A 12,665-nucleotide genomic window follows, 5' to 3' on the forward strand; every position below is an offset into this window, starting at 1 on the left:
CTGTCCTCAGAACTGGAGGGGCTCGCGCCGCGTCGCCCGGCTCACCAGGAGCGAGACGAGGAACGAGAAGGCGAAGATCACGACGCCGATGGCCATGCCGTAGCCGTACGACGAGTTCGTGTACGCCTGCTTGTACATGTAGCTCAGCAGCACCTCGGAGGAGCCGTCGGGGCCGCCGCCGGTCATCGCGCGGACGAGGACGAAGCTGAGGTTGACGGCGCTCATCACGAAGAACGTCAGCGTCGTACGCAGGTTCTGCCAGATGAGCGGCAGGGTGATGGAGAAGAACTGCCGGGTGGGTGACGCCCCGTCGAGCCCGGAGGCCTCGTACAGCTCCTCGGGGATGCTCGCCATGCTCGACATGTAGAGCACCATGTAGTAGCCGAGCGACTGCCAGACCATCGCGATCGCCACCGACCAGAGCACGATGCCCTGGTCGCCGAGCCAGACCTGCTGGAGGCCGTCCAGCGACAGCAGCCGCAGGGTCCCGTTGAGCAGGCCGTTCTGCTGGTCGTAGATCGCGGAGAAGATCGCCGCGATGACCACCACCGAGAGCACGTTCGGGACGTAGAGCACGAACCTGTAGAAGTTCCGCCCGCGCAGCCGCTGCCGGGTCATGATCGCGGCGAGGAACAGCCCCATGCCCATCGTCACGACGGTCACGACGACCAGCAGCGCGACGGTGTTCTGGAACGCGCGGACGAACTGCGCGTCCTCGAAGAGCTGGGTGAAGTTGTCGAACCCGACGAAACGCATGTCCGGGGAGAAGCCGCTCCAGGTGTAGAACGACATCCGGAACACGTTCACGGTGGGGACGACCATGAACAGCACGAACAGCACGAGCGCGGGCAGCAGGCACGCCAGCACGAAGCGGCCGTCGCCGCGCCGCCGTGCCGAGCGCCCGGCGGGTCGCGCCGGTGCCGATGTGTCCGAGGGTGGGGAGGAGGTAGTCGTCGCCATGCCGGGTCCTTGGGTCGCTCAGGACGTGTGGTCGGGGAGGCGGCGGCCCGATGCGGCGGGCCGCCGCCGGTGCGTCAGCTGCCCGCCTGGCGGAGCTTCTCGCTGGCGTCGTTCAGCGCGCTCTGCCACTGGTCCTGGGTCTTGTCGCCGCTGATGACGCTGTTGGCGGTGTCGAAGAGAGTGGCCTTGATGTCCACGCCCGGGACGGGCGCGGTGCTGGCGAAGCCGCCGACGAGCGCCGTGACCGACGGGTCCTCGTAGACCTTGTAGAACTCGGCGTTCTCGCCGGACAGGCTGTCCACGATGCCCTTGATCGGCTGGATCGCGTTCGACTGGGCGAAGGTCTTCGCGGCCGCGTCGGAGTACAGGTAGGCGACGAAGTCCTTCGCCGCGTCCTTGTTCTTGGCGGCGCTGGGCACCCAGACCGACTCGACCGAGGTCGTGATGTAACGCTTGCCGCCCTCGCCGGCCGCGGGCAGCGGCGTCAGGCCCCACGCGAAGCCGTCCTCGCGCGGCGCGTCGGCCATCTCGCCGACGATCCAGGTGCCGTTCGGCATGAACAGCGCCTTGTTGTCGAGGATCGACTGCTGGTTCTTGGTGAAGTCCTGCTCGTTGGCGTATCCGACCGTGGTCGGCGCGGCGTAGCTCAGCAGCTTGGTGGCGATGTCGAGGACCTGCTTGGCCTGCGGCGTCTGCCAGACGCCCTGCTTGTACGTCATGACGTCGTTGTAGAACTGCTCACCGCCGACGTCGGCCAGCAGGGCGAAGAAGAAGGAGTCGAGGTACCCGGCCGTCGGGTACGTGAACAGCGCGATGCCGTCCTTCTTGGCCTTGTCACCGAGCGCCCACATCTCGTCCCAGGTGGCCGGGACCTCCCAGCCCTTCTCCTCGAACAGGCCCTTGTTGTAGACCAGCCCGGTCGGCGCGTAGTACATCGGCATCAGGTACGTCTTGTCGTCGCCGTACGGGTTGGTGTTGAGGTTGCCGACGATGCCGTCGATGAGCTTGGCGCTCACCGTCTGGCTCTCGCCGGGGACGTTCGCCTGCAGGACGGGCGTGAGGTCCTCCAGGGCCTTGTCCTTGACGAGCGTCTCGGTGAGCGCGGCCTTACGACCCTGTCCGAGCACGACGACGTCGGGGTAGCGCCCCGCCTTCATGTTGGGCGTGATCTCGTCCTCGATGCTCTTCGAGATCTGCAGCTGCACGTCGACGTCGGGGTGCGCGGCCTCGTACGCCTGGATGACCTGCGTGTACATGTCGCGGCCGTAGCCGCCTTCGAGGGCGGCGACGCTCAGGGTCGTCTTGCCGGAGTCAGCGCCGTCCCCGCCGGCGGAGCAGCCGGTGAGCAGCCCGAGGACCGTGACCGCGGCGCCCGCCAGGACGAGTGATCTCCTCATGGTTCTGGTGATCCTTCCCGTGGATGTCTGCCCACCTGGGTGCGAGCGGAAGAACGAAGTCCGGGCCGCACCCGCGTCGGAGGGCACGCCGAAGGGCGTCGCGCAGGGGTCTGCATTCCGGACCTTGTTACAGTGGCATCGATAACATGAAAGATGCAAGAGGCAGTTTACGAGCTGTCGCCCACGGTGGGGACCGTCAGGGCGAGCGGGGCGGCGCCGTGGAGTCGCGCACCGCCAGCGACGCCGGGACGACGACCTCGGCCGCGCCGGCGTCGTCGCCCGTCAGCAGCAGGGCGACCGCGGCCGCGCTGGAGCGGTAGAAGTCCTGGCGCACGGTGGTCAGCGGCGGGCAGCAGTAGGCGGCCAGCGCGATGTCGTCGACGCTCACGATGGACACGTCGTCCGGCACCTTCCTGCCGTGCTCGCGCAGCGCGCGGATCAACCCGAAGGCCATCTCGTCGCTGGCGGCGAAGACCGCCGTCACGTCGGGGATGCGAGCCAGGATCTGCCCCTGGAGATAGCCGGAGTCGGGCGACCAGTCGCCCTCCAGCGGCGGCGGCGCCGCGATCCCGGCTGCGGCCAGGCACTCCTGCCAGCCCTCGCGCCGCCTGCGCGCCTCGATCCACTCGTCGGGGCCCGAGACGTGCCAGACCTGGCGATGGCCCAGGTCGAGCAGGTGCTGGGTGGCCAGGCGGCCGGCCTCTTTCTGGTCGATACCGAGCGCGCGGGCGCTGGCGGTGCGGGAGCCGTCGAGCGTGACCGTGGGGATGTCGCGGGTGATGTCCTCCATCTTCCGCGTCACCGAGATGAGCGGGACGGCGATGATGATGCCCTCGACGCCCTGGTCGGCCAGCTTCGACAGGGAGCGCTCCATCAGGCCGGTGTCGAGCGAGGCGATGGTCGCGATGCTGACCGCGTAGCCGGCCTCGCCCGCGGCCGCCTCGACGCCCGCGGTCACCGCCGAACGCGAGTAGTAGCCCCCGGACTGCAGCAGCACCAGGCCGATGGTGTGGCTGCGCCCCGAGGAGAGCACCCGGGCGGCGTTGTTGAACCGGTAGCCGAGCTGCTCCACGGCCGCGAGCACGCGCTTCTTCGTCTCCGGCGTGACGTTCGGCGAGTCGCGCAGGGCACGCGAGACGGTCTGCGCCGACACGCCGGCGGTCCTGGCCACGTCGGCCATGCTGGGCTGTCTCGTGACCTGTCGGCTGGGCCGCTCGGTGGCCTCGGTCATGGCGCTCCTCTCTGGCGGCCTTCATCAGCACCGATCATATCGGCCTTGTTACGTATGTCATCGATAACATAAGCTCACCGCCGTGACTGAGCTGCCCGCGCCGGATACCCCGGCCCCGACGACCCCGACCGAAGCGAGCGCGCTCACCTGGCGCGGGCGGAGGTTGTACCGTCACGGCGTCCCCCACCGCATCCTGGCCGGGGGCTTGCACTATTTCCGCGTTCATCCCGACCTGTGGCGCGACCGCATCCGCCGGCTCGCGGACCTCGGGCTCAACACGGTCGACACATACGTCCCGTGGAACTTCCACCAGCCCCGCGAGGACGAGGCCCCGCGCTTCGACGGCTGGCGCGACCTCGATCGCTTCATCCGCCTGGTCGGCGAGGAAGGGCTCGACGTCGTCGTCCGGCCGGGCCCGTACATCTGCGCGGAGTGGTCCAACGGCGGCCTGCCGAGCTGGCTCACCGCCCGCGACGTCGCCGTCCGCAGCTCGGATCCCGCCTTCACCTCCGCCGTCGGCCGCTGGTTCGACGAGCTGATCCCGCGCGTCGCCGCGCTCCAGGCCGCCGAGGGCGGCCCCGTCGTGGCGGTGCAGGTCGAGAACGAGTTCGGCAGCTTCGGCGACGACCACGCCTACGTGCGCTGGAACCGCGAGGCGCTGGCCGCGCGCGGCATCCGGGAGCTGCTGTTCACCGCCGACGGCCCGACCGAGCTGATGCTCGACGGCGGCACCCTGCCGGACACCCTGACGGCCGTCACCCTCGGCTCCAAGCCCGACGCCGCCCGCAAGCTCCTCAGCACGCGGCGGCCCGACGAGCCGTTCGTGGTCGCCGAGTTCTGGAACGGCTGGTTCGACCACTGGGGCGAGCCGCACCACGTCCGCGGGGTGGACAGCGTCGTGCGCACCCTGGAGGGGATCGTCGCCGACGGCGGCAGCGTCAGCCTCTACATGGCCCACGGCGGCACCAACTTCGGGCTCTGGGCCGGCGCCAACGAGGACGACGGCCGGCTGCAGCCCACCGTGACCAGCTACGACTCCGACGCCCCCATCGCCGAGGACGGCACGCTCACGCCCAAGTTCTTCGCCGTACGCGAAGTCCTCGGCGCGCGCGGGCCCGTACGGGTGGCCGAGCGCATGCCGGCCCTGCCGCCCGGGCGCGTTCCCCTTGTCCACCGCGCCGACTTGCTGCCCGGGCTGCGCGCCGTGCCGGCGCCCACCCTGACCGGGCCGCGGCCGGCGTCGTTCGAGCAGCTCGGGCTCGACGCGGGCATGGTCCTGCACACCGCGCACCCGCGCGTCCCGGAGGGCGAGCACCGGCTCGTCCTCACCGACGTCCGCGACCGGGCCACGGTCTTCGCCGACGGCGCCGCGCTCGACGACCTGCGCGTACGCGGGACCGGCGAACGCGTGCGCCTGGAGGTCCTGGTCGAGAACCTCGGCCGGGTCAACTACGGGCCCCGCATCGGCGGGCACAAGGGCCTGCTCGGGCCCGTCCTCGTGGACCGGCGGATGGTGCAGGGCTGGGACAGCAGACCGATCGCCCTGCAGGACTGGTCGGCCGCCGACCTGGCCCGCGCCGTCGCCGCCGGCCCCGCCACCACGAACGCCGGGTTCGCCGTGGCGACCGTGCACGTCGACACGCCCGCGGACACCTTCCTCGCCCTCCCGGGCTCGCGCCGCGGCCTCGTCTGGGTCAACGACTTCCTGCTCGGCCGCTACTGGGAGATCGGCCCGCAGGTCACGCTGTACTGCCCGGCCCCGCTGCTGCGCGAGGGCGAGAACACCGTGACCGTCCTGGAGCTGGAGCACCTGGGCTCCACCCTCGAACTCCGCGACCGCCCGGAACTCGGGCCGCCGGAGGAGTACATCGAGGAGTTCGACTGACCTGCGGCACGCCGTCGAGGTCGAGCAGGACGGCGTTGTGCAGTGCGATCGAGGGCGACACGGCGATCCCCTTCGTCAAGAACGCGCATCCGCTGGGTGAGACCGGCGCACTCAGCCTTGCTCTGCCCAGTCGCCCAGCGACCAATCCCGCACCTCCGGCATGTCCTGCAGGTGCTCGACCACGTACCGCTCGTGGCGGAGGAGCTGCTGCTCGCACCACGCCATCAGCTCGCTCGCCCCTGCCGGGGTCCGCCGCGCGGCGTTCAGCGCGTCGATCACCAGGTGGTACCGGGATGCCCGGTTGCGCACCACCATGTCGAACGGGGTCGTGGTCGTGCCCTCGTCGACGAACCCGCGCACATGGAACCGGTCCGGGTCCGGCCGGCCGTGCACCAGCTGGTGGATCGCACCCGGATAGCCGTGGAAGGCGAACAGCACGTCGACGTGGTCGGTGAACAGCTCCCGGAACAGGATGTCGTCCATGCCGTTCGGGTGGACCGTACGCAGGGGCAACGTCATCAGATCGACCACGTTGACCACTCTGGTGGCGAAGTGCGGCAGCCGCTCGCGCAGGATGTTCGCCGCGGCGACGGTCTCCATGGTGACCACGTCCCCGGCGCACGCGAGCACGATGTCGGGGTCCGACCGCCCGTCCTCGGTGCCTGCCCACGGCCACACCCCGGCACCCCGGGCACAGTGGACCACCGCCTCGTCCATGGGAAGCCACTGCAGTTGCGGCTGCTTGTCGATGACGACGAGGTTCACCCGCGACCGCGACCGCATGCAGTGGTCGGCCACCGACAGCAGCGTGTTCGCGTCCGGCGGCAGGTAGACCCGGCCGATCGGGCCGCGGTGGGTGATCACGTTCTGGATGAGGCCGGGCCCCTGGTGGCTGAAACCGTTGTGGTCCTGGCGCCAGGCGGTCGAGGTCAGCAGGATGTTCAGGCTCGGGACCGGCACCCGCCACGCCAGGTGGTGCGCCTCCTGCAGCCACTTCGCATGCTGCACGGTCTGTGAGGCCGACACCATGGCGAACGCCTCGTAGGTGGCGAACCAGCCGTGCCGGCCGGTCAGCGTGTACCCCTCGAGCCAGCCGTGGCAGGCGTGCTCCGACAGCACCTCCATCACCCGGCCGTCCCGCGATATCGCGACATCGTCCTCGGTCACGCGCTCCGCGAACGCCCGGTCGGACGCCTCGAACACCGCCCCGAGCCGGTTGCTGTTGGTCTCGTCGGGGCAGAAGAGCCGGAACCGGTCCGGGTTGCGTTCGTAGGTGTCGCGCATGAACTCGCCGAGCTTGCGGGTCGACTCGAGCCGGTCCCGGCCCGGCGCCTCCACCGGCACCGCGTACTCGCGGAAGTCGGGCAGGTCGAGGTCGACGGTGAGCAGGCCCCCGTTGGCGTGCGGGCTGCCACTCATCCGCAGCCCTGCCTCGGGATTGATCGACAGCACCAGCGCATCGGGGGCGCCGTGCTCGTCGAAGAGTTCCTCGGGCCGGTAGGAGCGCATCCAGTCCTCGAGGATCCGCAGATGCTCCTGGTTGTCCTTGATGCCGGCCAGCGGCACCTGGTGAGAGCGCCATGTGCCCGCCACCCGCACCCCGCCCACCACGTCCGGTCCGGTCCAGCCCTTCGGCGTCCGCAGCACGATCACCGGCCACCGGGGCCGGGTGCCGTCCCAGTCTCCGCCGCGGGCCGCCGCCTGGATCGCCTTGATCGACGCCCACGCCCGCGTCAACGCGTCGGCGAACCGGTGGTGCATGCCGGGCAGGTCGTCACCCTCGACCTCGATCACGTCATATCCGTGCCCGGTCAGCAGGGACCGGACCTCGTCCCGGTCCTTGCGGGCCAGCAGCGTCGGCCCGGCGATCTTCGCGCCGTTCACGTGGAGAACCGGCAGCACCGCGCCGTCGCGGACCGGGTTCAGGAAGGAGATCCCGTTCCACGACCCCTCCAGCGGACCGGTCTCCGCCTCTCCGTCGCCGACCACCGCCAGTGCGATGAGATCCGGGTTGTCCATCACCGCGCCGAACGCGTGCAGCAGCACGTAGCCGAGCTCGCCGCCCTCGTGGATCGAGCCCGGGGTCGGCACCGACGCGTGGCTGGGGATCCCACCGGGTGTGGAGAACTGGCGGAACAGCCGCAGCAGCCCCTCCTCGTCCAGGGTGACGTGCGGGTAGGTCTCGGTGTAGGTGCCCTCCAGGTAGCCGGCCGCGACCAGCGTCGGGCCGCCGTGTCCTGGGCCGGCCAGGTAGATCATCTGCTGGCCGGTGTGCCGGATCAACCGGGACGCGTGCGCGTACACCAGCGCCAGGCCGGGGCTGGTGCCCCAGTGTCCCAGGAGCCGCGGCTTGATGTGCTCGCCGGCCAGCGGCTCGCGCAGCAGCGGGTTGGCCATCAGGTAGATCTGGCCGACGGTCAGGTAGTTGTTGGCGCGCCACCACGCGTCGACCGCGGCCACGTCAGCGTCGGTGGGATGGGCGAGCCGGTTCACCAGGTCCACGGGTGGCGGTCCGGCGCGGCCGGTTTCGGTGGTTGCCACGAGAGTCTCCATCCACCAGAAGGTCGGCGCTCACGTTGTCCTCTGGGAAATCAGGTAGTTCCCCAGGTAACGGACGTCATTCCCCTTGTCGCTCGTCTTGCCGGTGGGGACGGCGCACGAGGGCCCCTTGTCCGCGCGGTCCCTCGGCCGCGGTTGTCGACGAGCCGGTCCCGGAGCGACTCGCAGGCCGACGTCATTGAGGACGGCGGCGCCGCCGTCGGGCCTTCGCCTGTCAGGTGTGCGCCTGGTGACCTGGGGAAGCAGGCCAATTGGCTGCTTTACGCCGTCGTACATGCGCCGCCCGGTGCCGCAGTACACCGACGCCACCCGGTTGGCCTTTTCCGCACACGGGAGATGAGCGATGCGTGTCCATGCGATCCCGGCCCCGATGACCGTCGCCTCCGACGCCCAGCTCGCCGACGTGGTGTTCGCCGACGACCGGGTGCACAGCGACATGGTCCTGTTCCAGCGCCGGTCGGCAGGCAGCTGGCGTCCGGTGACGGCCAGGCAGTTCGCGGCCGACGTTCACAGCCTGGCGGCCGGCTTCCTCGCCGCCGGGATCCAGCCCGGCGATCGGGTGGCGCTGATGTCCGCCACCAGCTACGAGTGGACGCTGGTGGACTACGCCCTGTGGACGGTGGCGGCGCTGCCGGTCCCGATCTACGAGACCTCCTCCGCCGAGCAGGTCCGCTGGGTGCTGGAGGACGCCGGCCCGGTCGCCGTGGTGGTCGAGCGCGAGACGCATCGCCGCCTGGTCGAGGACGTGGCCGCGGGCCTGTCCAGGCCGCCGCGGGTGTGGCAGATCGGCGGCGGCGGGCTGGACCGTCTCCGCGAGGGTGGGCTGGACGTGGACGACGCCCAGCTGCGTGAGCGCCGCCGGGGGGTGTCGGCCGACGACCTGGCGACGATCGTCTACACCTCGGGCACCACCGGCCGCCCGAAGGGTTGCATGCTGAGTCACGGCAACCTGCTGTACGAGGCGCGCATCGCGATCGACAGCATGGAGCGGATCTTCGGCCAGGACGCCTCGACCCTGCTGTTCCTCCCGCTGGCGCACGTCTTCGCGCGGGTGATCCAGGTGGCCTGCGTGGAGCGGGGTGTGTGCCTGGCGCACAACGCCGACCGGGCCACGCTGACCGAGGACCTGGCCGCCCTGCGACCGTCGTTCCTGCTGGCGGTGCCCAGGGTGTTCGAACGGGTCTACAACGATGCCCGGCAGCGGGCCCATGCGGAGGGCAAGGGGAGGATCTTCGACTGGGCCGACCGGACCGCCGTCGCCTACAGCCAGGCACTGGACGATGGGCGGCCAGGCCGGCGCTTGCGCCTGGCACACCGCCTGGCCGACCGGCTGGTGTACCGGCGGCTGCGGGCCGCGCTCGGCGGCCGGGTCGGCCACGCCATCTCCGGCGGAGCGCCGCTGGGCGCCCGGCTGGGCCACTTCCTCCGAGGAGCCGGCATCACCGTGCTGGAAGGCTACGGGTTGACCGAGACCAGCGCCGCCGCGACCGTGAACCTGCCCCACGCGCAGAAGATCGGCACGGTGGGGCCGCCCCTCCCCGGCGTCGAGGTCCGGATCGCCGACGACGGCGAGATCCTGATCAAGGGCCCGATCCTGTTCCAGGGCTACTGGCGCAACGAGCAGGCGACCAGGGAGACCCTGACCGCCGACGGCTGGCTGCGCACCGGCGACGTCGGCGCCCTGGACGAGAACGGGTTCCTGACGATCTCGGGCCGCAAGAAGGAGATCATCGTCACCGCCGGCGGCAAGAACCTCGCCCCGGAACCGATCGAGGACCGCCTGCGCACCCACCCGCTCATCAGTCAGGCGGTGGTCGTCGGCGACCGGCGGCCGTACACCGCCGCGCTGATCACCCTGGACGCCGAGGCACTGGCGTCATGGAAGCGGGCCGCCGGCAGGCCCGAGGACGCCGGCCCGGCCGAGCTTCGCGACGATCCGGACCTGCTGGCCAGGCTGCGGACGGCCGTGGACGAGGCCAACACGACGGTGAGCCGGGCCGAGTCGATCCGCAGGTTCCGGATCCTTCCGGTGGACCTGACCGAGCAGAACGGATATCTGACCCCGACCATGAAGGTCAAACGTGCCTTGGTCCACAAGGACTTCGCGGCCGAGATCGAGGAGCTGTACCGCTGAGCACCAGACGCCAAGACCGGCGGCGCCAGGTCGCGGGCGCGCGATCGACGCTGGATCGGCTGGTGGCGGCCACGCCGGCGTCCCGTGACCGGGTGGTCGACGCCGCCCGTGCGCTGTGCATCGTGGTCGTCACCCTCTGGCACTGGACATTGTCCGTCACCCACCGCACCGCCGACGGCAGCCTGACCATGCCCAACCCGATCCATGCCGTGCCCGGTGGCTGGCTGGCCACCTGGGTGCTGCAGATCATGCCGGTCTTCTTCCTGGTCGGCGGGTACGCCAACCTGGTCGGCTGGCAGCGGGCGCAGGAACGCGGGACGACCGCCGGCCGGTTCGTCCGGGACCGGCTGCGCCGGCTGCTCTGGCCGACCGCCGTCTGGGCCGTGGTCTGGCTCGCCGGTGAGCTGCTCGCGGCCGCCCTGCCCGGCCCGCACCGATGGATGTGGGAGTGGTTCCCCGGCTATCTGACGCCGCTGTGGTTCCTGGGCGTGTACGGCCTGCTGATCGCCGCAGTGCCGATCACCGCGAGCCTGAACGACCGCTACGGAGCCGGCGTCCTGGTGGCGCTCGTGCTGCTGATCACCCTCGGCAGCGTGGCGCACCGCGGTGCCGGCCTGGCCTGGGCGGGCTGGGTGACCGCCGCCCTGGTGTGGCTGTTCTGCCACCAGCTCGGCTACGCCTGGCGCAGCTGGGAGCTGGGGCGGCGGCCGCTGACGCAGCGGCTGGCGGTCGCCGGGGCCGGTTTGGCCGGGCTGGTCGGGCTGACGGTGGGAGTGGGCTACCCCCTCTCGATGGTGTCCACCACCGGCGTCGCCGAATCCAACATCTTCCCGACCAACGCCACCATCGCCGCCCTGGCCGTCTTCCAACTCGGGCTGCTGGTCCTGGTCACGCCGGCCGCCGAGCGCCTGCTGCGCCGGCCGGCCGCCTGGAAACCGGTGGTGGCCCTCAACGTGGTCGCGTTGACCATCTTTCTCTGGCACATGACCGCCTACCTGGTGGTGCTGTGGGCCTATGAAGGGCTAGGGGGCGACCTGGCGGCGGAGCCGACCGCCGGCTGGTGGGCTCAGCGCTGGCTGTGGCTCCTGGCCCCGTCGGCCGTGCTGGCCGTACTGGCCGTCGTGTTCGCCCGAGTCGAGCTTGCCGCCCGCAGGCCCCGGAAAGGGGCGGGTCGCTGAGCTCGGCACCGGGCAGCGCAGCGCTCCTGGAGGCCGCTGACGAGCGACGACGGGCAGCGCGGGTAAAATGAACAGACCCCCGCACCGCCGGGGCCCTGGCAAAGGGCTCCCGCCTACGGAGGTGAGCGCGTCATGGTGTTCGACCAGGCAGATCTACGCGAGCTGGCGGCCTTCGGCGACGAGGTCGGTGTGCTGTCGCTCTACACCACGATGGAGCCGGGCACGCAGGCCGGGCGGACCCGGCTGCGCAACGAGATCGCCGCACTGCGCCAGGAGCTGGCCGCGGGCCCCGACCAGGAGCGGGCCAGGCTCGCGGGCCTCCGCCTCGACGTGCTGGAGCCGCGGATCACCGAGCTGCTCGACCCGGCCGGTCCCGGTCTCGGGCGGGTCCTGTTCGCGCAGGTGGCCGGTGACGAGGTACGTACCGAGTGGGTTCAGCTCCCGGTGGGTGACCTCGCCGTCCTCAAGGAGCACGCTTATCTGCTGCCGCTCGTCACCGCCGTACAGGCCGACAAGCCCGCCGGGGTGGCCAGGGTGGGGCGTGACGGCGTACGGCTGTTCGACTGCCGGTACGGCCTGGCCGAGGAGCTGGAGCCGGTCAGCTTCAACCTGGCGACCTCGGGCTGGTCCAGAGAGGGGGCGGCGACGCTGCCCGGGCTCTCCCGGCGCGGCATCCACCCCGACCGCTTCGACCGGCGCGTCGAGGAGCACCTCACGAAGTTCCTGCGCGAGTCGGCCCCGCACGTGGCCGGGCAGGCCCGGCGGCTGGGCTGGGAGACGCTGCTGCTGGTGGGCGACCCCCGCGACACCTCGGTGCTGAGCGAGGCGCTGCCGGCGGACAGGGAGATCGTCCAGGTGGACGCCGTGCTCGATCCCGCCCTGTCGCCGTCGGAGGTGCTGGAGTTCGTCCGCCCTACTCTCGACGAGGTGCGGGCCAGGCATGACGCCGCCCTGACCGTACGCGCCCGGGACCTGGCCCTGTCGGGCGGTAACGGCGCGGTCGGCCTCGACGACATCCGCTCCCTGCTGCGGCAGGGCCGGGTCGAGCACCTGCTGCTCGACCCGGCGGGCGGGTGGAACGCCGAGCCCATGGCTGTCAGCCCCGAGGAGCTGGAGGAGGAGATGATCGAGCTCACCTTCGAGCACGGAGGCGACGTCACCGTGCTGGAGACCCGAGCGGCGGAGGAGCTCGCCGAGGCCGGCGGAGTGGCTGCGATGCTGCGCTGGTGAGCGGCGTCCGCCGGGGACTCGGGGTGAGGGGCTGCCGTTCCGGACGTCTGGGCTCACGCCTTTCGGTGATGACGTCGATCGTCGGCACGAT

8 protein-coding genes are annotated in these 12,665 nt (G+C 71.0%); 4 read left to right on the forward strand and 4 right to left on the reverse strand.

Annotated elements, in window-relative coordinates; all coding sequences use genetic code 11:
• Positions 1 to 6: 6 nt before the first annotated feature.
• The 3 genes from ACIBP6_RS02815 to ACIBP6_RS02825 form a co-directional block, all read right to left on the reverse strand.
• The gene (locus ACIBP6_RS02815; RefSeq protein WP_397048107.1) at positions 7 to 960 is read right to left on the reverse strand and encodes a carbohydrate ABC transporter permease; all 954 of its coding nucleotides are present in this window, start codon (positions 958 to 960) and stop codon (positions 7 to 9) included.
• 74 nt (positions 961 to 1,034) lie between these two features.
• Positions 1,035 to 2,357: a carbohydrate ABC transporter substrate-binding protein gene (locus ACIBP6_RS02820; RefSeq protein WP_397048109.1), complete on the reverse strand. Its 1,323-nt coding sequence runs from the start codon at positions 2,355 to 2,357 to the stop codon at positions 1,035 to 1,037.
• 196 nt (positions 2,358 to 2,553) lie between these two features.
• Positions 2,554 to 3,588 carry a LacI family DNA-binding transcriptional regulator gene (locus ACIBP6_RS02825; RefSeq protein WP_397048111.1) on the reverse strand — a complete coding sequence of 345 codons (1,035 nt, stop codon included), beginning with the start codon at positions 3,586 to 3,588 and terminating at the stop codon, positions 2,554 to 2,556.
• Between the two features lie 82 nt (positions 3,589 to 3,670).
• On the opposite strand from ACIBP6_RS02825, the gene ACIBP6_RS02830 reads away from it, so the two are divergent.
• On the forward strand, positions 3,671 to 5,473 hold the full coding sequence (locus ACIBP6_RS02830; RefSeq protein ID WP_397048113.1) for a glycoside hydrolase family 35 protein: 1,803 nt from the start codon (positions 3,671 to 3,673) through the stop codon (positions 5,471 to 5,473).
• Positions 5,474 to 5,584: 111 nt separating this feature from the next.
• On the opposite strand, the gene ACIBP6_RS02835 is transcribed toward ACIBP6_RS02830, so the two are convergent.
• Entirely contained in the window at positions 5,585 to 7,969 is a 2,385-nt protein-coding gene (locus ACIBP6_RS02835) for a phosphoketolase (protein ID WP_397049281.1), read from the reverse strand.
• A gap of 406 nt (positions 7,970 to 8,375) precedes the next feature.
• On the opposite strand from ACIBP6_RS02835, the gene ACIBP6_RS02840 reads away from it, so the two are divergent.
• The 3 genes from ACIBP6_RS02840 to ACIBP6_RS02850 all read left to right on the forward strand — a co-directional run bounded on the left by ACIBP6_RS02840 (position 8,376) and on the right by ACIBP6_RS02850 (position 12,574).
• Positions 8,376 to 10,166 carry an AMP-dependent synthetase/ligase gene (locus tag ACIBP6_RS02840; protein ID WP_397048115.1) on the forward strand — a complete coding sequence of 597 codons (1,791 nt, stop codon included), beginning with the start codon at positions 8,376 to 8,378 and terminating at the stop codon, positions 10,164 to 10,166.
• Positions 10,167 to 10,228: 62 nt separating this feature from the next.
• Positions 10,229 to 11,344, forward strand: a complete 1,116-nt coding sequence (locus tag ACIBP6_RS02845; protein WP_397048117.1) for an acyltransferase — start codon at positions 10,229 to 10,231, stop codon at positions 11,342 to 11,344.
• 132 nt (positions 11,345 to 11,476) lie between these two features.
• Entirely contained in the window at positions 11,477 to 12,574 is a 1,098-nt protein-coding gene (locus tag ACIBP6_RS02850; protein WP_397048119.1) for a VLRF1 family aeRF1-type release factor, read from the forward strand.
• The last annotated feature ends 91 nt before the right edge of the window (positions 12,575 to 12,665 follow it).

This window comes from Nonomuraea terrae, from assembly GCF_044465245.1.
Taxonomy (GTDB): Bacteria; Actinomycetota; Actinomycetes; order Streptosporangiales; family Streptosporangiaceae; genus Nonomuraea; species Nonomuraea terrae.